The 26,878-nt window shown below is 72.0% G+C and carries 29 protein-coding genes; 13 read left to right on the top strand and 16 right to left on the bottom strand.

The genetic code is table 11. The features are described 5' to 3' along the window. Positions 1–32 precede the first annotated feature (32 nt). Positions 33–1,052, bottom strand: a complete 1,020-nt coding sequence (locus MTF69_RS31465) for a hemolysin family protein (RefSeq protein ID WP_243339627.1) — start codon at positions 1,050–1,052, stop codon at positions 33–35. Further along, on the bottom strand, positions 1,049–2,389 hold the full coding sequence (locus MTF69_RS31460; protein ID WP_243339626.1) for a hemolysin family protein: 1,341 nt from the start codon (positions 2,387–2,389) through the stop codon (positions 1,049–1,051). The genes MTF69_RS31465 and MTF69_RS31460 overlap by 4 nt, the downstream gene beginning before the upstream one ends. Before the next feature lie 367 nt (positions 2,390–2,756). Between MTF69_RS31460 and MTF69_RS31455 the strand changes: the two genes are divergently transcribed. Further along, positions 2,757–3,188: a GNAT family N-acetyltransferase gene (locus MTF69_RS31455; RefSeq protein WP_243339625.1), complete on the top strand. Its 432-nt coding sequence runs from the start codon at positions 2,757–2,759 to the stop codon at positions 3,186–3,188. After that, positions 3,185–3,865 carry a hypothetical protein gene (locus MTF69_RS31450; RefSeq protein ID WP_243339624.1) on the top strand — a complete coding sequence of 227 codons (681 nt, stop codon included), beginning with the start codon at positions 3,185–3,187 and terminating at the stop codon, positions 3,863–3,865. Before MTF69_RS31455 ends, MTF69_RS31450 begins: the two co-directional genes overlap by 4 nt. 33 nt (positions 3,866–3,898) lie before the next feature. Here MTF69_RS31450 and MTF69_RS31445 read toward each other — a convergent pair whose 3' ends face one another. From MTF69_RS31445 to bioB, 4 genes are all read right to left on the bottom strand, one after another. Continuing rightward, positions 3,899–4,765: a DMT family transporter gene (locus tag MTF69_RS31445; protein ID WP_243339623.1), complete on the bottom strand. Its 867-nt coding sequence runs from the start codon at positions 4,763–4,765 to the stop codon at positions 3,899–3,901. Between the two features lie 154 nt (positions 4,766–4,919). Continuing rightward, on the bottom strand, positions 4,920–5,609 hold the full coding sequence (bioD, locus tag MTF69_RS31440) for a dethiobiotin synthase (protein ID WP_279346517.1): 690 nt from the start codon (positions 5,607–5,609) through the stop codon (positions 4,920–4,922). A 13-nt stretch (positions 5,610–5,622) separates the two neighbouring features. Next, the gene (locus MTF69_RS31435) at positions 5,623–6,945 is read right to left on the bottom strand and encodes an adenosylmethionine--8-amino-7-oxononanoate transaminase (protein WP_243339621.1); all 1,323 of its coding nucleotides are present in this window, start codon (positions 6,943–6,945) and stop codon (positions 5,623–5,625) included. Then, positions 6,938–8,176 carry a biotin synthase BioB gene (bioB, locus tag MTF69_RS31430; protein ID WP_243339620.1) on the bottom strand — a complete coding sequence of 413 codons (1,239 nt, stop codon included), beginning with the start codon at positions 8,174–8,176 and terminating at the stop codon, positions 6,938–6,940. The genes MTF69_RS31435 and bioB overlap by 8 nt, the downstream gene beginning before the upstream one ends. Before the next feature lie 157 nt (positions 8,177–8,333). On the opposite strand from bioB, the gene MTF69_RS31425 reads away from it, so the two are divergent. Next, positions 8,334–9,509 (top strand): 8-amino-7-oxononanoate synthase, encoded by a 1,176-nt coding sequence (locus MTF69_RS31425; RefSeq protein ID WP_243339619.1) that lies wholly within the window; start codon positions 8,334–8,336, stop codon positions 9,507–9,509. Between the two features lie 87 nt (positions 9,510–9,596). Here MTF69_RS31425 and MTF69_RS31420 read toward each other — a convergent pair whose 3' ends face one another. Continuing rightward, entirely contained in the window at positions 9,597–9,818 is a 222-nt protein-coding gene (locus MTF69_RS31420) for a DUF397 domain-containing protein (protein WP_243339618.1), read from the bottom strand. Positions 9,819–9,830: 12 nt separating this feature from the next. Then, positions 9,831–10,718, bottom strand: coding sequence for a helix-turn-helix transcriptional regulator (locus tag MTF69_RS31415; protein WP_243339617.1), 888 nt, complete (start codon positions 10,716–10,718; stop codon positions 9,831–9,833). A gap of 197 nt (positions 10,719–10,915) precedes the next feature. On the opposite strand from MTF69_RS31415, the gene MTF69_RS31410 reads away from it, so the two are divergent. After that, entirely contained in the window at positions 10,916–11,368 is a 453-nt protein-coding gene (locus tag MTF69_RS31410) for an ATP-binding protein (protein WP_243339616.1), read from the top strand. Positions 11,369–11,374: 6 nt separating this feature from the next. Here the strand turns inward: MTF69_RS31410 and MTF69_RS31405 are convergent, their stop codons facing one another. Further along, positions 11,375–11,764 (bottom strand): VOC family protein, encoded by a 390-nt coding sequence (locus tag MTF69_RS31405; RefSeq protein WP_243339615.1) that lies wholly within the window; start codon positions 11,762–11,764, stop codon positions 11,375–11,377. Between the two features lie 304 nt (positions 11,765–12,068). Between MTF69_RS31405 and MTF69_RS31400 the strand changes: the two genes are divergently transcribed. From MTF69_RS31400 to MTF69_RS31370, 7 genes are all read left to right on the top strand, one after another. Then, positions 12,069–12,377 carry an urease subunit gamma gene (locus MTF69_RS31400; protein WP_243339614.1) on the top strand — a complete coding sequence of 103 codons (309 nt, stop codon included), beginning with the start codon at positions 12,069–12,071 and terminating at the stop codon, positions 12,375–12,377. A gap of 8 nt (positions 12,378–12,385) precedes the next feature. Further along, on the top strand, positions 12,386–12,697 hold the full coding sequence (locus MTF69_RS31395) for an urease subunit beta (RefSeq protein ID WP_243339737.1): 312 nt from the start codon (positions 12,386–12,388) through the stop codon (positions 12,695–12,697). Continuing rightward, positions 12,690–14,411: an urease subunit alpha gene (locus tag MTF69_RS31390; RefSeq protein ID WP_243339613.1), complete on the top strand. Its 1,722-nt coding sequence runs from the start codon at positions 12,690–12,692 to the stop codon at positions 14,409–14,411. The genes MTF69_RS31395 and MTF69_RS31390 overlap by 8 nt, the downstream gene beginning before the upstream one ends. Before the next feature lie 18 nt (positions 14,412–14,429). Further along, positions 14,430–15,104 (top strand): urease accessory protein UreF, encoded by a 675-nt coding sequence (locus MTF69_RS31385; RefSeq protein WP_243339612.1) that lies wholly within the window; start codon positions 14,430–14,432, stop codon positions 15,102–15,104. 57 nt (positions 15,105–15,161) lie between these two features. Next, complete coding sequence (ureG, locus tag MTF69_RS31380) at positions 15,162–15,866, top strand: urease accessory protein UreG (protein ID WP_243339611.1); 705 nt, start codon at positions 15,162–15,164, stop codon at positions 15,864–15,866. Positions 15,867–15,898: 32 nt separating this feature from the next. Next, on the top strand, positions 15,899–16,693 hold the full coding sequence (locus tag MTF69_RS31375; RefSeq protein WP_243339736.1) for an urease accessory protein UreD: 795 nt from the start codon (positions 15,899–15,901) through the stop codon (positions 16,691–16,693). Positions 16,694–16,915: 222 nt separating this feature from the next. Next, positions 16,916–18,613, top strand: a complete 1,698-nt coding sequence (locus MTF69_RS31370; RefSeq protein ID WP_243339610.1) for an alpha/beta hydrolase — start codon at positions 16,916–16,918, stop codon at positions 18,611–18,613. A 90-nt stretch (positions 18,614–18,703) separates the two neighbouring features. Here the strand turns inward: MTF69_RS31370 and MTF69_RS31365 are convergent, their stop codons facing one another. The 6 genes from MTF69_RS31365 to MTF69_RS31340 all read right to left on the bottom strand — a co-directional run bounded on the left by MTF69_RS31365 (position 18,704) and on the right by MTF69_RS31340 (position 23,969). Continuing rightward, positions 18,704–19,414 carry a 1-acyl-sn-glycerol-3-phosphate acyltransferase gene (locus MTF69_RS31365; RefSeq protein ID WP_243339609.1) on the bottom strand — a complete coding sequence of 237 codons (711 nt, stop codon included), beginning with the start codon at positions 19,412–19,414 and terminating at the stop codon, positions 18,704–18,706. Positions 19,415–19,490: 76 nt separating this feature from the next. Further along, complete coding sequence (locus MTF69_RS31360; RefSeq protein ID WP_243339608.1) at positions 19,491–19,649, bottom strand: hypothetical protein; 159 nt, start codon at positions 19,647–19,649, stop codon at positions 19,491–19,493. Positions 19,650–19,681: 32 nt separating this feature from the next. Continuing rightward, on the bottom strand, positions 19,682–20,620 hold the full coding sequence (locus tag MTF69_RS31355; RefSeq protein WP_243339735.1) for a cytochrome c oxidase assembly protein: 939 nt from the start codon (positions 20,618–20,620) through the stop codon (positions 19,682–19,684). 133 nt (positions 20,621–20,753) lie between these two features. Further along, entirely contained in the window at positions 20,754–21,782 is a 1,029-nt protein-coding gene (locus MTF69_RS31350; RefSeq protein WP_243339607.1) for a 6-phosphofructokinase, read from the bottom strand. Between the two features lie 200 nt (positions 21,783–21,982). After that, complete coding sequence (locus MTF69_RS31345) at positions 21,983–22,711, bottom strand: type 1 glutamine amidotransferase (protein WP_243339606.1); 729 nt, start codon at positions 22,709–22,711, stop codon at positions 21,983–21,985. Between the two features lie 19 nt (positions 22,712–22,730). After that, entirely contained in the window at positions 22,731–23,969 is a 1,239-nt protein-coding gene (locus MTF69_RS31340) for a MurT ligase domain-containing protein (RefSeq protein ID WP_243339605.1), read from the bottom strand. A gap of 123 nt (positions 23,970–24,092) precedes the next feature. On the opposite strand from MTF69_RS31340, the gene def reads away from it, so the two are divergent. Next, on the top strand, positions 24,093–24,647 hold the full coding sequence (gene def / locus MTF69_RS31335; protein WP_243339604.1) for a peptide deformylase: 555 nt from the start codon (positions 24,093–24,095) through the stop codon (positions 24,645–24,647). Between the two features lie 80 nt (positions 24,648–24,727). On the opposite strand, the gene MTF69_RS31330 is transcribed toward def, so the two are convergent. Next, positions 24,728–25,372 carry a TetR family transcriptional regulator gene (locus MTF69_RS31330; RefSeq protein ID WP_243339603.1) on the bottom strand — a complete coding sequence of 215 codons (645 nt, stop codon included), beginning with the start codon at positions 25,370–25,372 and terminating at the stop codon, positions 24,728–24,730. Between the two features lie 203 nt (positions 25,373–25,575). Between MTF69_RS31330 and MTF69_RS31325 the strand changes: the two genes are divergently transcribed. Continuing rightward, the gene (locus MTF69_RS31325; RefSeq protein WP_243339602.1) at positions 25,576–26,805 is read left to right on the top strand and encodes an acyl-CoA dehydrogenase family protein; all 1,230 of its coding nucleotides are present in this window, start codon (positions 25,576–25,578) and stop codon (positions 26,803–26,805) included. Positions 26,806–26,878 lie beyond the last annotated feature (73 nt).

The raw sequence follows: 26,878 nt of genomic DNA, 5'->3' as shown, positions 1-26,878 counted from the left end.
CGGGGCCGGCGTACCGCGCGCAACGCGCCGCGCTACGCCGAAGCGGGCCGGCCGAACAGCTCGCGCAGCACGTCCTCCATCGTGACCAGCCCCGTCATGACCCCGTCCGGCGCGAGCACCGCCGCGAGGTGCGTACGGCTGCGCCGCATCGCGGTCAGCACGTCGTCCAGCGGGGTCTCCGCCCGGACCTGCGCGATCGGCCGCAGTGCGGTGACCGGGAAGGGCTCGTCCCGCTCCGCCGCGTCCAGCGCGTCCTTGACGTGCAGGTACCCCATGATCCGGCCCTGCGCGTCGATCATCGGGAACCGGGAGTACCCCGACTCGGCCGACAACCGCTCCAGTCCGGCCGGCGTGATGCCCTCGCGTGCCGGAACCACCCGGTCCGCCGACAGCACCACATCGGTCACCGGCCGCCGCCCCAGCTCCAGGGCGTCGTGCAGCCGCTCGCTCGCGCGGTCGTCGATGAGTCCCGCGTCGCTGGAGTCCTTGACGATCCGGGCCAGCTCGTCGTCCGAGAAGGTGGCCCCGACCTCGCCCTTGACCTCCACGCGCAACAGGCGCAGCAGGGTGTTGGCGAAGGCGTTGATCGCGAAGATCACCGGCTTCAGCCCCCGCGTCAGGGCCACCAGCGGCGGACCCAGCAGCAGGGCGGTCCGCACCGGCTCGGCCAGCGCCACGTTCTTCGGCAGCATCTCGCCGAAGAGCATGTGCAGGTACGTGGCCAGGGCCAGCGCGACCACGAAGGAGATCGCGTGGCTCAGCCCGGACGGCACCCCGAAGAAGTCGAACGCCGGGGTCAGCAGGTGGGCGATGGCCGGCTCGGCCACCACGCCCAGCACCAGGGTGCACAGCGTGATGCCCAGCTGGGCCGCCGCCATGAGCGCCGACACGTGCTCCAGGCCCCACAGCACGGCGCGCGCCCTGCGGTCGCCCTGCTCGGCGTACGGCTCGATCTGGCTGCGCCGCACGGAGATCATGGCGAATTCCGCGCCGACGAAGAAGGCGTTGACGACCAGGGTCGCCAGGCCGATCAGCAACTGGACGGCGGTCATCGGGTCTCCTCCACACCATTACCGGGGGTCGGTTCGGCCGGCACGTGCAGCAGCACCCGCGCGGCCCGCCGCCCACTCGCGTCCACCACGTCCAGCCGCCAGCCGTCGAGCTCCAGGCTGTCGCCGACCAGCGGGATCCGCCCCAGCTCGGTCGCTATCAGACCGGCCAGCGTCTCGTACGGGCCGTCCGGCACGCGCAGCCCGATCCGCTCGAGCTGGTCGGTGCGCGCGGAGCCGTCCGCGGAGAACAGGGCGCGCCCGGAGGCGTCCTCCCCGGCCGGGGCCAGGTCGGGGGTCTCGTGCGGGTCGTGCTCGTCGCGGACCTCGCCGACGACCTCCTCGACGATGTCCTCCAGCGTGGCCACACCGGCCGTGCCGCCGTACTCGTCGATGACCACGGCCATCGTCTGCTTCCCGGACAGCCGGTCCAGCAGCCGGTCCACGGTCAGGGACTCCGGTACGAGGAGGGGTTCGCGCAGCAGCGAGGACACGGGGTGGTGGTGGCGCTCCTCGGCGGGCAGGGCCAGTACGTCCTTGATGTGGACGGTGCCGACGACGCTGTCGAGGTTGCCCCGGTAGACGGGGAAGCGCGACAGTCCGGTGGCCAGCGTCGCGTTCGCCACGTCCTCGGCGGTGGTCTGTAGCTCCAGGGCGGTGACCTGGACCCGCGGGGTCATGACGTTCTCCGCGGTCAGGTCGGCGAGGTTCAAGGTCCGCATGAACAGCTCGGCGGTGTCCTTCTCCAGGGCGCCCGCCTTCGCGGAGTGCCGGGCCAGGGCCGCCAGCTCCTGCGGCGTGCGCGCCGAGGCGAGCTCCTCGGCGGGCTCCATGCCGAACCGGCGGACCATGTGGTTCGCCGTGGTGTTCAGATGACTGATGAGGGGCCTGAAGGCGCGGCTGAAGACCCGCTGCGCGGTGGCGACCCGCTTGGCGACGGCCAGCGGAGAGGAGATCGCCCAGTTCTTGGGGACGAGCTCGCCCACGACCATCAGGACCACGGTCGACAGCACCGTGCCGAGGACCAGGGCGGTGGAGGACGCCGCTCCGGCGGACAGGCCCATGGCCTCGAAGGGGCCCTTGAGGAGGGCGGCGATCGAGGGCTTGGAGATCATGCCGATGACCAGGCCGGTCACCGTGATGCCGAGCTGGGCGCCGGAGAGCTGGAACGTCAGGCTGCGGACCGCGGTCAGGGCGCTGTCGGCGCCGCGCTCGCCGCGCTTGACGGCCCGTTCCAGTTCGCTGCGCTCGATGGTGGTCAGCGAGAACTCGGCCGCGACGAAGACTCCGCAGGCAAGGCAGAGCAGCAGCGCCACGACGAGCAGGAGCACTTCGGTCATCGGTCCTTCACCTCCGTCCCATGATCAGCCAGGAGGAGGGGTGTCGCGCGCTGTCGCGGACGGGAGGGGAGGGGACTGGGAGGCTCGCCCATGGACGGACGCTCACACCTTTCGATCGAGGGGAGGAGGGGAACAGCTGACTACATGGTAAAGGAAAGGCAAAGTGGCCGTGATGCCGATGCCGTCGTGCCGATGGCGCCGTGTCGATGCCGGGCTGCCGGGACGCCGTGCTGGGCCCGTATGTGAACGATCTTCGCATCGATCCCGCCTCGGCGTCCGGGAGATGGGCGCGGGTGCGCACACCGGTACGTCTCGCTGGGCGGAAGTCGGTGGCGGGCCACCGGCCGGTCGTGCTTGGCTCCCGGCCATGACCGATCTGCACATACGGGCCGCCGTGCCGGCCGATGCCGAGACCGTGCTCGCCTTCTGGAAGGAAGCGGCGGAGGGCACGTCGATCACGGACGACGCGGACGGAGTGACCCGGCTCGTCACCCGTGATCCCGAGGCGCTGATCCTCGCGGAATGCGACGGGGTCCTGGTCGGATCCGTGATCGCCGGCTGGGACGGCTGGCGGGCGTCCCTGTACCGGCTCGCCGTACTGCCGTCCCGTCGTCGCCAGGGGATCGCCACGGCGCTCCTGGATGCGGCCGAACGGCGTTTCGTCGCCGTCGGGGGCCGCCGCGGTGACGCGATGGTCCTCGAATCGAACGAGCGCGCGCAGCGGGCGTGGGCCGCCGCCGGCTACCACCGCGAGGATCGCTGGCGGCGCTGGGTCAAGCCGCTGGTGGAGACGGCGTGACGACGCCCCGCACCGGCCCCCGCCCCCGCGTAGGTGTCCTCCCCCTGCCCCTGCTCCTCGCCGCCGGAGCGATCGCGCTGACCGGCTGCGGTACGAGGACCGCGGGCGCCGGGGGTGCGCAGGAGCCCCCGGCGCCGTCCGCGGCCCCCTCCGTGGACCATGCGGCGCAGGCGGCCGCCGCGGTCGCGCGCCACGACAAGCTGTTCCCCGCGATCGCGGCGCGGTGCGCGGACGTGGGGACGGGCGGTGCGAGCCCCGGGGCCACTGCACGAGAGCCGTCGACGGATCCCGCGGCCACGGCGCGAGAGCTGCCGACGGCTCCCGAGGCACGCAAGTACGCGGAGAACCACGCCTACAAGCAGCAGGCGCAGCTCACCCCCGGGGCCCGGTGCCGGGGTGACGCGCACGCCGCACGGATCAAGGCGGCGGTGATGAACGGCGCCGGCGGGAAGGGCGCGCCGCACACGGCCGAGGAGCTCCGTGCGGTCCTGACCGGGCTGGGGTACGGGTTCGACGGCGGGGGCGTCTACGGATCCGGGGCGGTGAACGTCTCGTTCGTCCTGTCGGTTCCCGAGAGCGGCCCGTGCGTGACGGGGCGGCTGGGCCCGCCGGTGGCCGTCCTGGCCCACGGGATGTACGTCGAGGGCGGCTGCCTGGAGCCCCGCGGAGGCCACTGACGACAGGCGGCCCCAGGGGCCGGAGCCGGCGGCTCACGTCGTGTCGGCATCGGTCCCCGCGCTGTGCCGGGCCAGGGCGAGGACTCCGGCGCAGATCAGGGAGAGGCCCAGCAGCTGCGGCAGCAACCACCAGTGGGTCCGCAGGTGTTCCTCGTACAGCAGCACCCCCAGCGCGACGCTCACGCCCGCGTCGCCGAGCGTCAGCGCGGGCTGCGAGGCGACCAGCGGGCCGCCCTGCATGGCGTGTTCGAGGAGCAGCAGGGCGCAGATGCCGGTCGCGGCGAAGGCGTAGGTCTCCCAGGTGCGCAGGAAGGCGCCGAGGCCGCCCTCGTCGAGCACGTGCATGGCCGACTTCATCAGCGCGGCGGTCAGCGCGTAGCAGACGGCGGTGGCCGCGCCGAGGCAGCCGGCCCGCATCCGGCCGGGCCGCTGTCGCAGGGCAACCACGGCGAACACCGCCACCGCCACGGCGCACGCGGCCAGGGCCATGACCCACCGGTCGACCGGCACATCCGTACGGTTCCCCGTCGGTGAGGCGGCCACCAGCACGATCCCGAGCCCGGCCACCACTCCTCCCACGGCGAGCCACAACGGCCCCGGCATCCGGGTCCGCGTCACCAGAGAGGCGATCAGGAGGGCGAGCGGCAGTTCCAGGACGAACAGGGGCTGTACGAGGGCCAGCGCGCCCGTGGCCAGTGCCACGGCCTGCCCTGCACCGGCCGCGATCACGGCCAGGATCCCGCCGATCCAGAGCGGCTGGCGCAGCAGGTCGAGCACCAGCCCGAAGCGGAATCCGTCGCTCTGCGGCACGGTGAGCGCCGCCCGCCGCTGGAGGACGGTCGCGAGCGCGTTGCTGAGCGCCGCGAACAGCGCGAAGAGGACCGGCACGAGGAAGCCCACCCCCCGATCCTCATCCGCCCCGCCGTGACTGCCCATCACGACACTGCCGGGTGACCGCGCGGCACCGCCCGTTCCCCCGTCCGGCCTCACGGACCGGCGGGGGCGAGGCGCTCTACGGAGCCTCGCCCCCGCCGGTCCGCCGTCGGAGGCGGGGTCAGCCCGCGGGCGCCTGCCAGGTGCCGTGCAGCGAGGCGGCGAGCCAGGCGGGCGCCGAGCTGCGGAACGCGGCCGGGGGGAGGGTGCCGGCCCCGGCCGGGACCGCGCCCAGGAGGGGGAGCGCGGAGACCGAGGGCAGGTCGGCGAGGTTGCAGCGGGACGCCAGGTCCGGTTCGGCCGGCCAGCTGCCGATGACCACGCCCGGGGAGGTCAGGCCCCGGGCCCGGAGGGCTTCGGCCGTCAGGGCGGTGGAGTTGAGCGTGCCGAGGCCCGCCGGAGCCACGATCAGCACCGGAGCGCCGAGCAGGCGGGCCGCGTCCGCCAGGGTGTGGCCGGCCTCGTCGAAGCGGACCAGGAGGCCGCCCGCGCCCTCGACCAGGACCAGGTCGTGGGAGAGGGCGAGCTCGCGGGCCGCCTCCGCGATCCGCTCCGGGGACACCGTGGGGAGACCCGCGCGCCGGGCCGCCGTGTCCGGGGCCAACGGCTCCGGGTAGCGGGCCAGCTCCACCGCGGTGACGGCGGGGCCGGCCAGCCGGCCGACCTCCGCCGCGTCTCCGGGCTCGTCGGGGCCGACGCCGGTCTGGGCCGGCTTCAGTACGGCCACCGAGAGACCCGCGGCGAGCGCGGCCGCCGCGACGGCCGAGGTGACGACCGTCTTGCCGATCTCGGTCCCCGTCCCCGAGACCATCAGCACCGCCACGTCAGGCCTCCTTCGCGGCCGAGACCACGGCCCGGCAGATGCGGGCCACGTCGGCGTCGCTCGTCACGTACGGCGGCATCGTGTAGATCAGGTCCCGGAACGGGCGCAGCCAGACGCCCTCCCGGACCGCCGCCGCCGTCGTGCGGGCCATGTCGACCGGGTGGTCCAGCTGGATGACGCCGATCGCGCCCAGGACCCGTACCTCCCGGACGCCCGGCAGACCGGCGGCCGGGGCCAGGCCCTCCAGCAGGGCCGCCTCGATGCGCTTGACCTCGCCCTGCCAGTCCTGGCCGAGCAGCAGGTCGATGGAGGCCAGGGCCACCGCGGTGGCCAGCGGGTTGCCCATGAAGGTCGGTCCGTGGGCCAGGACCGGGACCTCGCCGCGCGAGATGCCGTCCGCGACCCGCTCCGTGCAGAGCGTCGCGGACAGGGTGAGGTAACCGCCGGTCAGCGCCTTGCCCAGGCACATCACGTCCGGGGTGATCCCGGCGTGGTCCGCCGCGAACAGTGCGCCCGTGCGGCCGAAGCCCGTGGCGATCTCGTCCAGGATCAGCAGCACGTCGAACTCGTCGCACAGCTCCCGCAGCACCCGGAGGTAGCCCGGGTTGTGGAAGCGCATGCCGCCCGCGCCCTGGACCACCGGTTCCACGATCACGGCCGCCAGTTCGTCCCGGTGCGCGGCGAACAGGGAGCGCAGGTGGGCGACGTAGGACTCGTCCAGGGGAGCGGAGAAGCCGCTCGGCGGGGCGTCCGCGAAGAGCTGGCGCGGGAGGATGCCCGACCACAGCTCGTGCATGCCGCCCTCGGGGTCGCAGACGGCCATCGGCTGCCAGGTGTCCCCGTGGTAGCCGCCGCGCCAGGTGAGCAGGCGGCTCTTCTCGGGGCGTCCCACCGAACGCCAGTACTGGAGGCACATCTTCACCGCGACCTCGACCGAGACCGAGCCCGAGTCGGCGAGGAAGACGTGCTCCAGACCGGCCGGGGTGAGCTCGACGAGCCTGGCGGCCAGCCGGACGGCGGGCTCGTGGGTGAGCCCGCCGAACATCACGTGTGACATCCGGCCGAGCTGGCCCGTGACGGCCTCGTTCAGCGCCGGGTGGTTGTACCCGTGGATCGCCGACCACCAGGAGGACATGCCGTCGACCAGATCGTCCTGCCCCTGCGACGGCTCGGCCAGCCGGAGGCGGACCCCCGAGGCGGAGGCGATGACGAGCGGCTCCTGCCGTCCGGGCATGGGGCCGTACGGGTGCCAGACGTGCTGCCGGTCCAGCGCGAGCAGTTCGCGGGCCGGCAGCGCGTCGGGCGCGTGGCGCTGATCAGGCATTGGGCGCGAGATCCGTTCCCGCACCGCGGCGGCGTACCGCCACCAGACCCGACCGGACCTCGCCCGCCTCCGCCTGGGCGGGTACGGGGGCCTCGTGCCCGGCGTGCCCCGAGCAGCCGCCGCACGCCGAACCGCAGCCGGCCTCGTCCGCCGTGGCGGAGGAGCCGCAGAGCGAGGCGCCGGAGCCCTTCGAACCACAGCCGCCGGTGGCCGCCGCCGCGACGTCGGAGCGGTGCGCGGGAAGGGTCGTCGTACCGGCGCCCTCGACCTCGAAACCGGCGTCCGCGATCATGTCGAGGTCGGACTGTCCGGCCTGGCCCTCACTGGTCAGGTAGTCGCCCAGGAAGATTGAGTTCGCCACGTGCAGCGCCAGCGGCTGGAGGGTGCGCAGGTGCACCTCTCGGCCGCCCGCGATGCGGACCTCGACGTCGGGGCAGACGAAGCGGACCATCGCCAGGATCCGCAGGGCGCGCTGCGGGGTGAGGTTCCACTCCTTGGCGAGCGGGGTGCCCTCGAAGGGGATCAGGAAGTTGACGGGGACCGAGTCGCTGTCGAGCTCGCGCAGCGCGTAGACGACGTCGACGAGGTCCTCGTCGCTCTCGCCCATGCCCGCGATCAGGCCCGAGCAGGCCGACAGGCCGGCGGCGTGCGCCTTCTGCACCGTGTCGACCCGGTCCGCGTAGGTGTGGGTCTTGGTGATCGTGCCGTACGTGGCCTCGGACGTGTTGAGGTTGTGGTTGTAGGCATCGGCGCCCGCATCCTTCAGGCGCTCGGCCTGGCCGTCCGACAGCAGGCCGAGGCAGGCGCACACCTCGACGCCCTCGTTCTGCTCCTTGATGGCCTCGATCGTCTTGCCCACGCGGTCCACGTCGCGGTCCGTCGGACCGCGCCCGCTCGCCACCAGGCACACCCGCTTCGCCCCGCCGGCGACGCCCGCGGCCGCTGCCTGGGAGGCCTCCTCGGGCTTCAGCCACGTGTACTTGAGGATCTCGGCCTTCGATCCCAGCCGCTGGGAACAGTACGAGCAGTCTTCGGGGCAGAGCCCCGACTTCAGGTTGACCAGGTAGTTCAGCTTGACCCGGCGGCCGAACCACTGGCGGCGCACCTTGCCGGCCGCGGCCACCACGTCGAGCAGTTCGTCGTCAGAGGTCGCCAGCACGGCGAGTGCCTCTTCGCGGGTCGGCAGCTCACGCCGCAGCCCCTTGTCCACGAGGGTGTTCAGCAGGTCCATGACGTCGATCCTGTCCCACCCGGGCACTCCCGGCCAAGGAGAGACCGAACAACATGGCCGGAACTGAGTGTGTGTATCGCCACACCTGACGCACGGGTCACGGGCGGTTAGGGTCGGGCAGGTCTGTGGACTGCCGACAAAAACTCGAGGACCGTCGATGCCGCACCAGCACACCCCCGCCCCCGTGGACGTCTTCTCCTGGATCGACGAGGCGGAGCGGGCCAGGGAGGACGCCGGACTCGTCCGGACGCTGCGTCCGCGTCCGGCGTCCTCCCCGCTCCTCGATCTCGCGAGCAACGACTACCTCGGGCTGTCCCGGCACCCCGAAACGGTGCGGGGCGCGCGCGAGGCGGCCGAGCGCTGGGGGGCCGGAGCCACTGGATCACGTCTCGTCACGGGCACGACCGAACTTCATGCGGAGCTCGAGCGGGAGCTGGCCGCCTTCTGCGGCTTCGAGGCGGCGCTGGTGCTCTCCTCGGGATACGCGGCCAATCTGGCCGCCGTCACCGCGCTCAGCGACCGGGGCACCCTGGTGGTCTCCGACGCGGGCAACCACGCCTCGATCGTGGACGGCTGCCGGCTGTCGCGCGCCGAGACCGCCGTCGTCCCGCACTCCGACCCGGACACCGCCCGCAAGACCCTCGCCGCCCACCGGGGGCGGGCGCTGCTGGTCACCGACTCGGTGTTCTCGGTCGACGGGGACGCCGCCCCGCTCGCGGCGCACGCCGAGGCCTGCCGGGCCGAGGGTGCGGCCCTGCTCGTGGACGACGCGCACGGCCTCGGGGTCCTGGGCGAGGGCGGCCGCGGGGCGCTGCACGCCGCCGGGCTCGCGGGGGCTCCCGGAGTGGTCGCGACGCTGACCCTCTCGAAGTCCCTGGGCAGTCAGGGCGGGGCGGTGCTCGGCCCGGCCAAGGTGATCCGGCACCTGGTCAACACGGCGCGGACCTTCATCTTCGACACCGGGCTGGCCCCGGCCGCGACGGGCGCCGCACTGGCCGCCCTGCGCCTGCTGGAGCGGGAGCCGGAGCGCGCGGACCGCGCCCGCGCGGTGGCCGCCGAGCTGTACGGGCGGCTCACCGCGTCCGGCCTGACCGCGGCCCGGCCGGACGCGGCCGTGGTGTCGGTACGGGCCCCGTCGGCCGCGGCGGCACTGCGCTGGGCCGCCGACTGCCGCGAGGCAGGTCTGTCCGTGGGGTGCTTCCGGCCGCCGTCGGTACCGGACGGCATCTCCCGGCTGCGACTGACCGCGCGGGCGGATCTCACGGGGGTGGAGATCAGCCGTGCGGTGGAGACGATCCTGGGGACCGCTCCGGCCGGAGCCACGGACCGCTGAACGGAGCCGTTACGGGCGCTCCTGCGTTCTGCGTCCTACGTCTCCTGCGTCTCCTACGTCCCTCCTACGTCCCTCCTGCGTCCCGCCCTACGTCTCGAGATCCGCACGGACGGAGACGAGGAAGCCGTCCCAGGCCGGCCCGGTGAAGAGCACGGCCGGGCCGTCCGTCCGCTTGGAGTCGCGGACGGCGAGCAGACCGCCGCCGAGGACGGCCGTTTCCACACAGTTGTTCATTCCGGTGCTGCGGCTGCTTCGCCGCCACCGCGCGCTGTTCAGAAGTCCGCCTGTGGATAAGGGGGTTGCGGACACGGGGGTGCCTCCTTACGCGTCGTCAGCGAGGGCGCTGATGAGATCCGACGAATCGCGGGGCGGGAGGGCGTGCGCCTGGATGGTGCGGAACGCGGCGCTGTACGCCTCAAGGTCTTCCTTCCGCTCCAGATAGAGGCTACTCGTCAAATGGTCGAGTACCACCACATCCAGATCGGCGATGTTCGGAAATGAGAAGATGACGAACGGACCGGTGAGGCCGAGATGTCCCCCCACGCTGAACGGCAGTACCTGAAGCCGCACTTGGGGCAAACGCGCCACCTCCACCAGGTGCCTCAACTGTTCCTCCATCACCCCCGCCCCGCCGATCGTGCGCCGCAGCACCGCCTCGTCCAGCACGGCGCTCAGCTCCAGCGGCGGATCGGCCCGCAGTACGGACTGACGCGCCAGCCGTACGTCGACCAGCGCGTCCACCTTCGGCTCCGGCAGCCCGCCCAGCGCGGCCCGGGTCACGGCGCGCGCGTACTCCGGCGTCTGGAGCAGTCCGGGCACCACGGACAGCTCGACGGTGCGGGCCGAACGGGCGCCCGCCTCCAGGCTGATGAAGTCCCGGTACTCCTGCGGCAGCAGCCCCCGGTAGTCGTGCCACCACTGGCGGCCGCGTCCCGTGTCGGCGTCCGGTGCGGGGCCCGCCGCCGAGGCCGAGAGGGCCTCCAGCAGGGCGCGCTGCTGCGCGCTCACGACGTCGTCCCCGTAGACGTCGAGCAGCAGCCGGATGTCCTCCACCTTGACGCCGCTGCGCCCCGTCTCGATACGGCTGATCTTCGACTGGTGCCAACCCGCCAGCCGGGCCGCCTCACCACTGGTGAGTCCGGTCCGGTCGCGCAGGGCACGCAGTTCCTCGCCGAGCTTGCGTCGGCGCACCGCGGGACCATGCTGCACACCCGCCTCCTTCCACCGGCACAGCTCGCACCAGTCTGCCGTCCAAATACGCTCTTCCGTAGCAGAGTTCACCGCATTGAGCGACAGATATATGCATATCTTGAGGGATCGGCGGAAACGGCGGGACGATGGGTGGCACTCTGGCGTCCAGCACAGATCCGGGGCGGCTTCGCCCCGGTGGGAAAGGGACCGTCGCCATGGCAGATCATCAGGAAGCATCCGTCACTCTGCCGAGCGATCCCGCCTCGGTCGCGGCCGCCCGCCGCTACGTCGCGGAGGTGCTGGGCGAGTGGGGACTGTCCGAGGGGACCGAGGCCGCCGACAGCATCCGGCTCATCGTCTCGGAACTGGCCACCAACTCCGTGCAGCACACCTTCGGGCAGTCGCCGACCTTCACCGTGGACATCCGCCTGGAGCGCGAGGAGTGGCTCCGCATCGGGGTCACCGACAGCCACCCGCGCTGGCCCAAGCGGCTCCCGGCCGCCGTCCAGCAGGACAACGGCCGGGGGATGGTCATCATCCGCTGGCTCGCCGCGGAGGCGGGCGGCCGGCTCTCGGTCAGCCCGACCGAGGACGGCGGCAAAACCGTGTGGATCGCCCTGCCCTGGGTGGTCGCCGGCGCTCCCGCGAGGACGCGTACCGGCTGTTGAGGCCGGTCAGGACCCGGCGCGCTCCGAGACGCTGCGCTCGATGCACAGTTCGTTGCCCTCGGGGTCGGTCAGCGTGACCCAGCCCATGCCGCCCTCCCGGCGGTGGTCGGCCTGCAGCTTCGCGCCGAGCGCGATGAGCCGCTCGACGTTCTCGTCTCGGGTCCCGGTCACGGGCTGGATGTCCAAGTGGACCCGGTTCTTCGCGGACTTGCCCTCGGGCACCCGGACGAAGAGCACCCCCGGCACGCCCGGCTGACCCGCGTCCAGCAGGATCTCGTCGTCCTCCGGCTGATCGTCCGGGTGGATGGGGAAGCCGGTGACGGCGGACCAGAACTGCGCCAGCGCGTACGGCTCCTGTGCGTCGAAGGTGATGTGGCGGACGGGGTTGACGAACATGCTGCTCCTCGTGGGCGGTTCCGTATACGGAACCGGGCTGTGCGATGCCCGGAGTTGAACCGGGTACCTGCTCGAAACGTGGGTTAACTCAGCGGAAAAGCGCGGCCCCTAGCGTGACGGCCACGTTCCTTCCGCCCATGGTCACCCATGCGCGGGCAAAGCGCCGGTGGGCGGGACGGAAAGCCTTTCCCTGTGTTGGGCAAGACACGCTTGGCTCGGATATGCGCAGGTCAACAAAGTGTTGGCGGCCCATAGGGTCGGCCCGGCGCGATGTTGATCATGTCCCGGAAGCTTGGTGATTGCTGTGCAGCTGACCCCCCACGAGCAGGAGAGACTGCTCATCCACGTGGCCGCCGACGTGGCCGAGAGACGCAAGGCGCGGGGCGTGCTCCTCAACCATCCCGAGGCGATGGCCCTGATCACCGCACACATCCTCGAAGGAGCCCGCGACGGCCGGACGGTGGCCGAGCTGATGGCCTCCGGTCGGACCGTGCTCTCCCGCGAGGAGGTCATGGAGGGGATACCCGAGATGATCCACGACGTCCAGGTCGAGGCGACCTTCCCGGACGGCACCAAGCTCGTCACCGTCCACGACCCCATCGTCGATAAGTGAGTGCCCGCATGATCCCCGGCGAAATCGCCTACGGGGACGGCCTGGTGCGCCTCAACGAAGGCCGGCCCGTCACCCGACTCACCGTGCTCAACGCCGCCGACCGGCCCGTCCAGGTCGGCTCGCACTACCACTTCGCCGAGGCCAACCCCGGCCTCGACTTCGACCGCCGCGCCGCCCACGGACTGCGCCTCGACATCGCCGCCGGCACCGCGGTCCGCTTCGAGCCGGGCATCCCGGTCGCCGTGACCCTCGTGCCGCTGGCCGGGCTGCGCACCGTGCCGGGACTGCGCGGGGAGACCGGAGGGCCGCTCGATGGCTGAGATGTCGCGCCAGGTCTACGCCGACCTCTTCGGGCCCACCACGGGCGACCGCATCCGCCTCGCCGACACCGACCTCTTCGTCGAGATCGAGCAGGACCTCGGCGGCGGCCCCGGCCGGGCCGGCGACGAGGCGGTCTTCGGCGGCGGCAAGGTCATCCGCGAATCCATGGGCCAGGCCCGCACCACCCGGGCCGAGGGAGCCGCCGACACCGTCATCACCGGGGTGGTGATCCTCGACCACTGGGGCATCGTCAAGGCCGACGTCGGCATCCGCGACGGCCGGATCTGCGGGATCGGCAAGGCGGGCAACCCCGACACCATGGACGGCGTCGACCGCGCGCTGGTGATCGGCCCCGAGACCGAGATCATCGCGGGCAACGGGAAGATCCTCACCGCGGGCGCCGTCGACGCCCACGTCCACTTCATCTCCCCGACCGTGATCGAGGAGGCCCTCGCCTCCGGCATCACCACCCTCGTCGGCGGTGGCACCGGCCCCGCGGAGGGCACCAAGGCCACCACCGTCACCCCCGGACCCTGGCACCTGGCCCGGATGTTCGCCGCGCTGGAGGCCCACCCCGTCAACATCGGCCTGCTCGGCAAGGGCAACACCATGTCCCGCGAGGGCATGTACTCCCAACTGCGCGGCGGAGCACTCGGCTTCAAGCTCCACGAGGACTGGGGATCCACCCCGGCCGTCATCGACGCCTGCCTCACCGTCTGCGAGGAGACCGGCGCCCAGGCCGCCATCCACACCGACACCCTCAACGAAGCCGGTTTCGTCGCCGACACCCTCGCCGCCATCGGCGGACGGACCATCCACTCGTACCACACCGAGGGCGCGGGCGGCGGGCACGCCCCCGACATCATCACCGTGGTCTCCGAGCCGAACATCCTGCCCAGCTCCACCAACCCGACCCGGCCGCACACCGTCAACACCGTTGAGGAACACCTCGACATGCTGATGGTCTGCCACCACCTCAATCCCGCCGTCCCCGAGGACCTGGCCTTCGCCGAGTCCCGGATCCGGCCCTCCACCATCGCCGCCGAGGACGTCCTGCACGACCTCGGAGCCATCTCGATCATCTCCTCCGACGCCCAGGCCATGGGCCGCGTTGGCGAGGTGATCCTGCGCACCTGGCAGACCGCCCACGTGATGAAGAAGCGCCGAGGCTCCCTGCCCGGCGACGGACCCGCCGACAACCACCGGGCCCGGCGCTACGTCGCCAAGTACACGATCAACCCCGCCGTCGCCCAGGGCCTGGCCCGCGAGATCGGCTCCGTCGAGACCGGCAAGCTCGCCGACCTGGTGCTGTGGAAGCCCGCCTTCTTCGGAGTCAAACCCGAACTGGTCATCAAGGGAGGCCAGATCGCCTATGCGCAGATGGGCGACGCCAACGCCTCCATCCCCACCCCGCAGCCGGTCCTGCCGCGCCCGATGTTCGGGGCGTACGGGCGGGCCCCCGGCCTCAACTCGGTCAACTTCACGTCCCAGGCGGCCCTCGACGACGGCCTGCCCGAACGGCTCGGACTCGGCAAGGAGTTCGTCGCCATCGAGAGCACCCGCAAGGTGACCAAGGCGGACATGCGCAACAACGACGCCATGCCGAGGGTGGAAGTCGACGCCGACACCTTCACCGTCACCATCGACGGCGAGGTGGTGGAACCGGCCCCGGCAGCGGAACTCCCCATGGCCCAGCGCTATTTCCTCTTCTGACGGGAGGACTCTGTTCCGATGAGCCTCGCCACCCTCCTCGTCCTCGCCGACGGCCGTTTCCCCGCCGGAGGGCACGCCCACTCCGGCGGGGCCGAGGCCGCCTGCAAGGCGGGCCGGATCCATGACGCCGCGACCCTGGCGGAGTTCTGCCGGGGCCGGCTGCACACCGCCGGGCTCGTCGCGGCCGGCCTCGCCGCGGCGGCCGCCCTCGGGATCGACCCGGCGGCCCTCGACGAAGCCGCCGACGCCCGGACCCCGTCGCCCGCGCTGCGCGCCGCCGGGCGGCGGCTCGGGCGCCAGCTGATGCGGGCCGCCCGCGCCACCTGGCCCGGCGCGGAACTGGACGCGCTGGCCGCCGCGTTCCCGCGCGGGGCGCACCAGCCCGTGGTGCTCGGCGTCACGGCCCGGTCGGCGGGGCTCGGGCCGCTGGACGCCGCGCACATGGCGGCGTACGAGAGCGTGAGCGGGCCCGCCACCGCCACGGTACGGCTGCTCGGCCTGGACCCCTTCGAGGCGAGCCGGGTCCTGGCCGTGCTCGCCCCCGAGCTGGACTCCGTGTCCCGTCGCGCGGAGCAGGCCGCGCGACGGGCCCGCACCGACGGTACGCACACCCTGCCCGCGGCCTCCTCGCCACTGCTGGACATCGCGGCGCAGGCCCATGCCGACTGGCCGGTCCGCCTGTTCGCCTCCTGATCCATGCCGTGCCGTACCCCACCCCGGATGCCCCCCCTTCAGCTCAAGGAGACCCCCATGCACCTCGACCCCTCCCTCGGCGGTGGGACCTTCCCGCACCGCCACACCCACAGCGCCGAGCCGCTGCGGGCGGACGGGACCCGCCGGGCCCTGCGCATCGGCCTCGGCGGGCCCGTCGGCTCCGGCAAGACCGCCACCGTCGCCGCGCTCTGCCGGGCCCTGCGCGCGGAGCTGTCCATGGCCGTGGTCACCAACGACATCTACACCCGCGAGGACGCCGAGTTCCTGCTCCGCGAAGCCGTCCTGCCGCCCGAGCGGATCAGCGCCGTGGAGACCGGCGCCTGCCCCCACACCGCCATCCGCGACGACATCTCCGCCAACCTGGAGGCCGTCGAGGAACTGGAGGAGGCCTTCCACGGGAACGGACGGCTCGACCTGATCCTCGTGGAGTCCGGCGGCGACAACCTCACCGCCACCTTCTCCCGGGGCCTCGTCGACGCCCAGATCTTCGTCATCGACGTGGCCGGCGGCGACGACATCCCGCGCAAGGGCGGCCCCGGCGTCACCACCGCCGACCTGCTCGTCGTCAACAAGACCGACCTCGCCCCCCACGTCGGCTCGGACCTGGGCCGGATGGCCCGCGACGCCGCCGAACAGCGCGGCGAACTGCCCGTCGCCTTCCAGTCCCTGCGCGGCGAGGAGGGCGTGGCCCCGGTGGCCGCCTGGGTGCGCGAGCGGATCGCCGCCTGGACCGCCCGGTGAGCCCTACGGCGATCCCCGCGGCCATCCCCACGGTGACGGGCGCGCCCCCCGCCCGCCCCCCGGCCCCCGCTCCGGCCGGCCTGCGCGCCACCGCCCGGATCGGCGCCGCCGCCGACGGGCGGGGCTCCACCGCCCTGCCGCTGCTGGCCGGGGAGGGGCCGCTCGCCCTGCGCCGCACCCGGGGCGGGCCCGGCGAAGCGGGCGTCATGCTGGTCGGCGCCATGAGCGCCCCGCTGGGCGGTGACCACCTCACGGTCGAGGCCACGGCCGGACCGGGCGCCCGGCTGGTGCTCCGCTCGGCGGCGGCCACCCTGGCGCTGCCCGGCCGGCACGGGGAACCCGCGCGGTACGACGTACGGCTCCGGCTCGGGGACGGAGCGGCGGTGCGCTGGCTTCCGGAGCCCCTGGTCTCGGTGCGCGGCAGCGACCTGCGGGTCCACACCTCGGCCGAACTCGCCCCCACCGCCCGGCTCCTGCTGCGCGAAGAGCAGGTGCTCGGCCGCACCGGGGAGGTTCCGGGCCTGCTGCGTGCCCGGCTGACCGTGACCCTGGACGGCCGCCCGCTGCTGGACCAGGAGGTGGCCTGCGGACCCGGCGCACCGGGCGGCTGGGACGGTCCGGCGGGACTCGCGGGCCACCGGGCACTGGGCCAACTGCTGGTGGTGGACCCGGAGTTCGCGAAGGCCCCGCCGCAGGCCGGGATGCTGGGGGAGTTCGCGGCGCTCTCCCCGCTGGCGGGTCCGGCCGTCCTGGTCACGGCCCTGGCCCCGGACGCGTTGCGGCTCCGCGAACTGCTCGACTCCGCCTGCGCCGCCTACGGTTGGTGAACCCGGGCGGGCCGCCACGGCCGACGACCGCCGAACCCGGGACGAACCCGACACCGCTCAGCGGTACACCCATGTCCGGATATCGGGTTGGCAAAGAACGGCCCCGTGCTCTGTCGCCCGCTCCCGGTCAGGCGGAAGTATCCCCTGCACGTGCCGACGCACATCCACGCCGGCACGAACCACGCCGCCCACGGCGGCAGATGACGCAGGGGGAACAACCACGTGATACGCAACGCGGTGCTGGGGAGCGCCGCCACTCTGGTCACCGGCACGCTGGCGGCGAGCCTGCTGCTCGCCCCGTCGGCGTCGGCCTCCTCGACGTTCTCGTCGGGCTCCCCCGGCCCCTCCGGCCGCGACAACCCGATCGCCGAGGCGTTCGGCACCCAGATCGCCGCCGCCCGCGCGGCGCGCGCCGGGATCGACTGGAAAGACTGCCCGCCCGACTGGGGCTTCGCGGCGCCCATCCAGTGCGGCTTCGTGAAGGTCCCGCTCGACTACAGCAAGCCCTTCGGCAAGACGATCGACCTCGCGGTCGACCGCGCCGTCAGCACCGGCACCAAGGAGGAGCGCCAGGGCGCGCTCGTCTACAACCCGGGCGGGCCCGGCGGCTCCGGCATGCGCTTCCCGCGCCGCATCACCACCAAGAGCCCGCTGTGGGTCAACACCGCCAAGGCGTACGACTTTGTGGGCTTCGACCCGCGCGGCGTCGGCCACTCCGCGCCGATCTCCTGCATCGACCCGCAGGAGTTCGTCAAGGCACCCAAGGCCGACCCGGTGCCGGACACCAAGGCCGACAAGGACGCCCAGCGCAAGCTCGCCGCGGAGTACGCGGACGGCTGCAAGGAGCGCAGCGGCGAGATGCTGCCGTTCATGACCACGCCGAACGTCGCGCGTGACCTGGACGTCATCCGTGCCGCCCTCGGCGAGAAGAAGCTGAACTTCCTCGGCGTCTCCTACGGCACCTACATCGGCGGGGTCTACGCGACCCTGTTCCCGACGCACGTGCGCCGCATGATCGTCGACAGCGTGGTGGACCCGTCCCGCGACAACATCTGGTACGAGGCCAACCTCGGCCAGGACGTCGCCTTCCAGATGCGCTGGAACGACTGGGAGGACTGGGTCGCCAAGAACGACGCCTCCTTCCACCTGGGCAAGACCCGCGCAGAGGTCGAGGCCAAGTGGCTGGAGCTGCGCGCCAAGGCCAAGGCCGACCCGCTCGGCGGGGTCGTCGGCCCGGCCGAGCTCATCGGCTTCTTCCAGAGCGCCCCGTACTACGACTCCTCCTGGGTGCCCGTCGCCCAGACCTGGGCCGCGTACGCCGCCGGTGACGAGCAGGCGCTGATCGACGCCATCGCCCCCGACATGAGCGACATCCAGGGCAACGCCGCGGCGGAGAACGGCAACGCGGTCTACACCGCCGTCGAGTGCGCCGACGCCAAGTGGCCCACCAGCTGGTCCAAGTGGGACCGGGACAACACCAAGCTGCACGCCCAGTACCCCTTCATGACCTGGGCCAACGCGTGGATGAACCTGCCCTGCGCCACCTGGAAGTCCAAGCAGCACAACGCCATCGAGGTCGGCGTCGGCGCTCACCGCGGCCTGCCGCCGGTGCTGATCGTCCAGGCGGAGCGGGACGCGGCCACGCCGTACAAGGGCGGGGTCTCGCTGAACAAGCGGCTCGCCGGCTCGGTTCTGATCACCGAGCAGGGCGCCGGCTCGCACGGTGTCACCAACCTGCTGAACCCCTGCATCAACACCCGGGTCGACACCTACCTGCTCACCGGCAAGGTCGACGCCCAGAACGTGACGTGCGGCCCGCACGCCACCCCGGTGGCCCCGGCCCCCGTCGCCGCCAAGCTGCTCGCCCCGGCCCCGGCCGCGGACCAGCAGGCGATCGACGAGCTCCCGGCCATCCGCTAACCGGACCGGGAGGCAACGGCTCCGACCCGCACGGGAAGGGCCCGGCACGGGAAGGGCCCGGCACGGGAAGGGCCCGGCACGGGAGAAGGCTCAGCGCGTCCTGCGCCGGGCCTTCTTCCGCGCTTCCTCTTCCTCGGCCTTGACCTCGGCGGCGTACCGGTCCACGTACTCCTGGCCGGACAGGGCGAGGACCTCGTACATGATCTCGTCGGTGATGGCCCGCAGGGCGGCCCGCTCGCCCTCCATCCCCGCGTACCGGGAGAAGTCCAGCGGCCGGCCGAAGCGGATCGTGACCCGGCGGATCTTGGGGATCTTCTGTCCGGGCGGCTGGATCTCGAAGGTCCCGACCATCGCGCACGGGACGACGGGCACCGCGGCGCCCAGCGCCATCGCCGCCACTCCGACCTTGCCCTTGTACAGCCGCCCGTCGTGCGAGCGGGTGCCCTCCGGATAGATGCCGAGCAGCTCGCCCTTGGACAGCACCCCGAGCCCCTCGCGGAGCGCGGCCTGCCCGGCGTCCTTGCCGGAGCGGTCGACCGGGATCTGGCCGGCGCTGCGGAAGAAGGCGGCGGTCAGCCGTCCCTTCACACCCGGTCCGGTGAAGTACTCGGCCTTCGCGAGGAAGGTGATGCGCCGCTTGAGGATCGCGGGCATCAGGAAGTGATCGGAGAAGGACAGGTGGTTGCCCGCGATGATCGCGGCCCCGTCCTGCGGGATGTTCTCCAGTCCTTCGATGCGGGGACGGAACAGGAGCCGCAGCAGCGGCCCCAGGATCACGTGCTTGAGCAAGTGGTAGAACACCAGGCGGCTCCCGTCGACGTCCCGCGGTCACGGACATCCTACGGACGGCTCACCAGGAGTCGGAGGGAGCGGCGGCTCAGGCACCGTCCGAAGCAGCCATTCCCGCGGTGAGCAGCCCCAGCACCACCCAGCCGAACCACAGCCAGCCGTTGCTTCCGAGGGCCACGGAATACGTGGCGATCGCCACCAGAGAGGCGAAGGTCATCACTGCCATCGCCTTCACGGATCCGGTCATGCCCCATGGTGGCGCCTGAAGGTGGTCCCGCGCTACTGGCCACGCGCTTGGAGCGAGGCGAGATACGAGTTGTAGGCCGCCAGCTCCTGGTCCCCGTTGCGGTCCTCGGAGCGGTCGGAGCGCTTCGCGGCCCGCTGTTCCGAGTGGTACCACTGGTAGACCAGCGCGATCAGCACCAGGACCGAGGGGATTTCGCTGAAGGCCCAGGCGATGCCGCCGCCCCACTGCTGGTCGAGCAGCGGGTCGATGCCGAGGGAGGCGGGCGGGTTCGCGTACGTCTTGATCATCGGCTCGCTGCCCATCATCAGCGCGATGCCGAAGAAGGCGTGGAAGGGCATTCCGGCGAACAGCTCCAGCATCCGCATCACGTAGCCGGGGCGGTGCGGGCCCGGGTCCACGCCCATGATCGGCCAGAAGAAGATGAGGCCGACGGCGAGGAAGTGCACCATCATCGCGATGTGGCCCGGCTTCGACCCCATCAGGAAGTCGAAGAGCGGGGTGAAGTACAGGCCGTAGAGGCTGGCGATGAACATCGGGATGGTGAACACCGGATGGGTGATCACCTTCATGTACCGGCTGTGCAGGAGCATCAGCAGCAGCTCGCGCGGCCCCTTGTGGCCGCGGGCCGCCGGCGGCAGCGCGCGCAGCGCCAGCGTCACGGGTGCGCCCAGCAGCAGCAGGATCGGGCTGAGCATGCTGATCACCATGTGCTGGACCATGTGCACGCTGAACATGACCATGCCGTAGTCGTTCAGCTTGGTGCACATCACCAGGGCCACGCTCAGCACGCCGATGGTGAAGGCGACCGTCCGCCCGACCGGCCAGGAGTCCCCGCGCCGGCGCAGCCGCACCACGCCCCACCCGTACAGCGCGAGGCCGAGGAGCGAGCCGATCAGGAAGAAGGCGTCGAAGGAGAACTCCAGCCCGCGCCCGAGGGTGAAGGGCGGCAGGTCCATGTCGTGCATGTCCATGCCGTCGTGCGCGAGGTAACTCAATCTCTTCACTCCCTTGACCCGTGGTGCCCCACCACAGTAATGCCGCCCCCGGACGGGAAATCGTCCGGGGGCGGCCATTACAGGAAAGACACGCAGGAGAGGGAAAAGATCACAAAACGTTCTGCGCCTCGGCGTAGCGCTCGGACGGGACCGTCTTCAGGGTCTGGACCGCCTCGTCGAGCGGGACCATGACGATGTCCGTGCCGCGCAGCGCCGTGAGCATCCCGAACTCGCCCCGGTGGGCCGCCTCCACCGCGTGCCAGCCGAAGCGGGTCGCGAGGACGCGGTCGTACGCGGTGGGCGTGCCGCCGCGCTGGACGTGGCCCAGGATGACCGGGCGGGCCTCCTTGCCGAGCCGGTCCTCCAGCTCGACGGCGAGGCGGTTGCCGATGCCGGCGAACCGCTCGTGGCCGTACATGTCGGTGCCGCCCTCCTCCAGGGCCATCGAGCTGCCCTCGGCGGGCTTGGCGCCCTCGGCGACCACGACGATCGCGAAGCGCTTGCCCTGCTCGAAGCGTTCGCCGACGATCGCCGTCAGCTCCTCGATGTCGAAGGGGCGCTCCGGTACGACGATCGCGTGCGCGCCGGCCGCCATGCCCGAGTGCAGGGCGATCCAGCCGGTGTGGCGGCCCATGACCTCCACGACCATCACGCGCTGGTGGGACTCGGCGGTGGTCTTCAGCCGGTCCAGTGCCTCGGTGGCGACCCCGACGGCGGTGTCGAAGCCGAAGGTCACGTCGGTCGAGGCGATGTCGTTGTCGATCGTCTTGGGGACGCCGACGATCGGCAGACCGCCCTGCGAGAGCAGGTTCGCGGCCTTCAGGGTGCCTTCGCCGCCGATCGGGATGATGGCGTCCAGGCCGAGATCGGCGACGTGGCCGCGGGCCCGCTCCACACCGTCGCGCAGATGGGCGGGCTGGACCCGGGAGGAGCCCAGAATCGTTCCGCCACGGGCCAGGATGCCGCTCACGGCATCCAGGTCGAGCTTGCGGTAGTCGCACTCCAGCAGGCCGCGCCAGCCGTCGTGGAAACCGATGACCTCGTCCCCGTGGTCGACGACGGCGCGGTGCACGACGGAGCGGATGACGGCATTGAGGCCGGGGCAGTCGCCTCCGGAAGTGAGCACACCTATGCGCATGGCAGGAAGGACCTTTGCAACGTGGGCCGACGACCGGACCACGTCGTCCGGTTGGAACTACCCAGCACCCTACAAGCGGATCGAGGGTGGACTGAACCATCCTCCACATGCTGGTCAGATCAGTCGTACGAAAACACGTCGGCCCGGACACCCCGAGGGGAATCCGGGCCGAACGCCGGGTATCGGCGGTGCCGGTGCGGCTACGCGGGCTGCGCGGCCGCAGCGATCCGCTCGGCGCGCAGCGCGTCGTACCAGCGGTCGTCGATGGGCGGCAGCGCGTTCACGTCGAGGGCCAGCTTCAGCAGCAGGTCCGCGATCTGCGGGTTGCGCGCCATCACGGGACCGTGCATGTACGTGCCGAACACCGTGTCGTTGTACGCACCTTCGGTGCCGTCACCGGTGCCGTTGCCCCGGCCGAACCGGGTGTGGGCGAACGGCCTGGCCGTCGGGCCGAGGTGCGTGACGCCCTGGTGGTTCTCGAAGCCGGTCAGCTGCGGCAGCCCGAGCCGCGGGTCGATGTCCGCCAGCACGTCGCCGACGCACCGCTCGCCCTCGCCGCGCACGGTCACCACGTCCAGCAGGCCGAGGCCCTGCTGACGCTCGCCGACGTCGTTGACGAACTCCTGGCCCAGGATCTGGTACCCGGCGCAGACGGAGAAGACGATCGCCCCGTTCGAGACGGCGCGCTCCAGACCGCCGTCGCGCACCAGCCGCTCCGCGGCCAGCCGCTGCGGCCGGTCCTCGCCGCCGCCGATCAGGTAGATGTCGCCCGAGGTCGGGATCGGCTGGTCGCTGCGCACGTCCACGCGCTGTACGTCCAGGCCGCGCCGGCGGGCCCGGCGCTCGACGACCAGGGCGTTGCCCTGGTCTCCGTACGTGCTGAGCAGGTCGGGGTAGACCCACACCAGACGCAGGCTGTTGTCGCTCATGCTCTTGTCCTTATGGGTACTAGTTGCCGACGCGGCGGCGCACGTCCTGGAAAGCGGTGTAGTTGGCGATCAGCTCGATCTGCCCGGGCGGCGCCAGCTGCACGGCCTCGTCGAGGGTCTCGCACACCCGGAAGTCCAGGCCCGCGACTTCCAGACGGACCGCGAGGTCGAGCTTGCGGTCGCCGATCACGAAGATCGGGTGGCCGGCCAGGCGCGGGTAGTCCACGTCCCACAGCCAGGAGGTGTCGGTGCCGTCCGCGCCGCGTGCGTTCACCGACAGGATCACCGGGGTCGGCGGCGGGTCGATCAGGGAGAAGGTCTCCAGCCAGCCGGCCGGGTTCTTCGCGAGCAGCAGGCGCAGTTCGCGGCCCTGGAAGCTCACCACGTCGTAGCGTCCGGCGACGGCCTGCACCTGGTACATCCGCTCCAGCGCCACCTGCGGCGGGACGCCGAAGACGGCTGCCACCGCGGCCGAGGTGGCGGCGTTCGCCTTGTTGGCGCGGCCCGGGAGCTGGAGGCTGATCGGCCAGGCGCTGCCGTGCGGGTCGAGCACGTGGTCACCGGAGAGCACCCAGCTCGGGGTGGGACGCCGGAAACCGCACTCGCCGCAGAACCAGTCGTCGCCCGGACGCTGCATGACGCCACCGCAGGAGGGGCACGACCAGGCGTCGTCCTTCCACTCCTGGCCGGCCGCGACCCACACCACGTTCTGCGAGGAGGAGGCGGCCCACACGATCAGCGGGTCGTCGCAGTTCGCGACGACGACCGCCTTGGAACCCGAGAGGCCCTCGCGCCACTTCTCCGCGAGCATGCGGGTCTCGGCGGCGCGGTCCAGCTGGTCGCGGGAGAGGTTCAGCAGGGCGATCACCTTGGGGGTGACGTCCCGGGCCACTCCGGCCAGGTACTTCTCGTCCACCTCGATGACGCCGTACTTGGCGTCCGAGCCGCCCGCCAGGGCGGAGGTGATGCCCGCGGGCATGTTCGCGCCCAGCGCGTTCGAGACGACCGGGCCGCTGGCCCGCAGGGCCTCCGCGATGAGCCGGGTCGTCGTGGTCTTGCCGTTCGTCGCCGAGACGAGGACGACGTCGAGATGCTGCGCCAGCGCGCCGAGGAGATCGGGGTCGAGCTTGAGCGCGACCTTGCCTCCGATCACCGATCCGCTTCCGCGTCCCGCGGCCCGCGACACCGCCGCCGCGGCCTTGCCCGCCGTCACGGCCAGCTTGGCCCGCGGCGAAAGCGGCTCTGTGTTGCCTGCCATCGTCCCTTGTCCTCCTTGCGTCGGTCGCCCCCAGCCTATCCATGACCTGCCCGCGCCCGGACCGCGGCGCCCCCGGTCTGCCGAAGATCTCCTCATATAGTCGCCCGTCGTACCCTTACCGCCATGCGACAGCGCCCCCTCCCCGGTACCTCCGGCATCGTCCGCACCATGAGCCTGCTGGGCGACCCGGTGCTCCATTCCGCTTGCGCGGAAGTCACCGAGTTCGGCCCGGCCCTCGACCGGCTCATCGAGGACATGTTCGCCACGATGTACGCCGCCCAGGGCGTCGGCCTCGCCGCGAACCAGATCGGCGTCGGGCAGCGGGTGTTCGTGTACGACTGCCCCGACGACGAGGACGTCCGCCACGTCGGGCACATCGTCAATCCCCGTCTGGTGTCCGCCGACGGGGACGAGTTCGTGGGCCCCGAGGGCTGCCTGTCCCTGCCGGGGCTGGAGGCGGGGACGCTCCGCTACGACAGCGCGGTGGTGGAGGGTGTCACCTCGGACGGCGCGGCCGTACGGATCACCGGGACCGGTTTCTTCGCGCGGTGCCTTCAGCACGAGTGCGATCACCTCGCGGGGGCGGTGTACGCGGACCGTGTGACCGGGCTGCGGGCCCGGCGCCTGCGGCGGGCCATCCGCAAGACCGACTGGGGCGCGGCGGCGCTGCGCGACTAGCCTGCGGACGGCCTGCGGTATTTCAGGCTGATGTGGCCCGGCCGGATGTGCCCGGACGGGTTGCGTGGGGCGGGATTCGCTCAGAAGCCCGGGCCGTCCGCCCGGTTGCCGGCTGTGGCCAGGCGGCCCCACAGGAGGTCGGTGAGGGCGCTGACGAGGTCCGCGCGTTCGCAGGGGCGTTCGCCGAGCCACCAGTCGCCCGCCGCGTGCATCATGCCGACGATGCCGTGGCCCCAGACCCGGGCCAGGCGTTCGCCGCCGGGGCCCAGGTCCACGCGTTCGCCGATCACCTGGGCCAGTTCCTCGCCCAGGCGGCGCAGCAGCGGGGCCGAGTGCAGGCCGACGTCGAAGCCGCGCTCGGGGGCCTGGGAGTCCTCGGCCGGGTGCATGAGGAAGCGGTAGACCTGGGGCCGGGCCTCGATCGCCGCGAGATAGGTGTCGAGGGTGGCCTCCACCCGTCTGCGCCGCTCGGCGGGCGCGTCCAGCGCCGCGCGCAGCGAGTCGAGCAGGGCGTCCGTGTGCCGGACGGCCAGGGCCTGGTAGAGGCCCGCCTTGTCGCCGAAGTGGCGGTAGAGGATGGGCTTGGTGATCCCGGCCTCCGCCGCGATGGCGTTCATGGACGCCTTGGGTCCGTCCCTGAGGACGACCCGGTCGGCGGCCTCCAGCAGCTCCCGCCGCCGGCGCTCGCCCGCTCCCGGCTCGCCGGACTGCCGTGTGGTCTCCATGCCCTGTTCACTCCCCGCCCTTGCGATGTCCTGAGGCCCACGCAACGTAACACCCCGCACACCGTGGTGATCTCATCGGCGGTCCGTGATCGCTGCTGCTTGACAGTGCTTACCGGCCGGTAACAGACTGGAGTCGGAGTGAGGGTTACCGTTGGTAACTGCCGTGTGTCGGCCACTACTGTGCAGAGAAAGCTGGAGGGGACATGGCGGAGTTCACCATGGAGCTCAACGACGACCAGAAGCAGGTACGGGACTGGATCCACGGCTTCGCCGCCGACGTGATCCGCCCCGCCGCCGCGGAATGGGACGAGCGCGAAGAGACTCCGTGGCCCGTCATCCAGGAGGCCGCCAAGGTCGGCATCTACTCCCTCGACTTCTACGCCCAGCAGTTCTTCGACCCCACCGGCCTCGGCATCCCGATGGCCATGGAGGAGCTGTTCTGGGGCGACGCGGGCATCGCGCTGTCGATCGTCGGCACCGGGCTCGCCGCCATCGGCGTCGTCGCCAACGGCACCGAGGAGCAGATCGGCACCTGGATCCCCCAGATGTACGGCACCCCCGACGACGTGAAGGTCGCCGCCTTCTGCTCCTCCGAGCCCGACGCCGGCTCCGACGTCGGCGCGATGCGCACCCGCGCCGTGTACGAGCAGGCCACGGACGAATGGGTCCTCAACGGCACCAAGACCTGGGCGACCAACGGCGGCATCGCCAATGTCCACATCGTGGTGGCCGTCGTCGACCCGGAGCTCGGGACCAAGGGGCACGCCTCCTTCATCGTGCCGCCGAACACCCCGGGCCTGTCGCAGGGGCAGAAGTTCAAGAAGCACGGCATCCGCGCCTCGCACACCGCCGAAGTGGTGCTGGAGGACGTACGGATCCCCGGTTCCTGCCTGCTCGGCGGCAAGGAGAAGCTGGACGAGCGGCTCGCGCGGGCCCACGAGCGGGCCAAGGCGGGCGGTGGGGAGCGCGTGAAGAACGCGGCCATGGCCACCTTCGAGGCCTCCCGCCCAGCCGTCGGCGCGATGGCGGTCGGCACGGCGCGCGCCGCGTACGAGGTGGCGCTGGACTACGCGAAGACCCGTACGCAGTTCGGGCGGCCGATCATCGACAACCAGGGCGTCGCCTTCCAGCTCGCGGACATGCGGACCTCCATCGACGCGGCCCGGCTGCTGGTGTGGCGGGCCTCCTGGATGGCGGTCGCGGGCAAGCCCTTCACCTCGGCCGAGGGCTCGATGTCGAAGCTCTTCGCGAGCGAGACCGCGAAGAAGGTCACCGCGCAGGCGGTCCAGATCCTCGGCGGCAACGGCTTCACCCGTGAGTACCCGGTGGAGCGCATGCACCGCGACAGCGCGATCTACACCATCTTCGAGGGCACGAGCGAGATCCAGCGCCTGGTGATCGCCCGCACCCTCTCGGGCATGCCCATCCGCTAGATGAATGAGTCCAAGGGATCGCCTGCGGACATGAGACGAGGGCGTCCAACGTCGATGTGTGACGAACGACCTG

It is taken from the genome of Streptomyces sp. AP-93 (assembly GCF_022808175.1).
Lineage (GTDB): Bacteria > Actinomycetota > Actinomycetes > Streptomycetales > Streptomycetaceae > Streptomyces.
The sequence above is the reverse complement of the archived record's forward strand: the minus strand, read 5'-3'. Positions and strand labels throughout refer to the sequence as shown.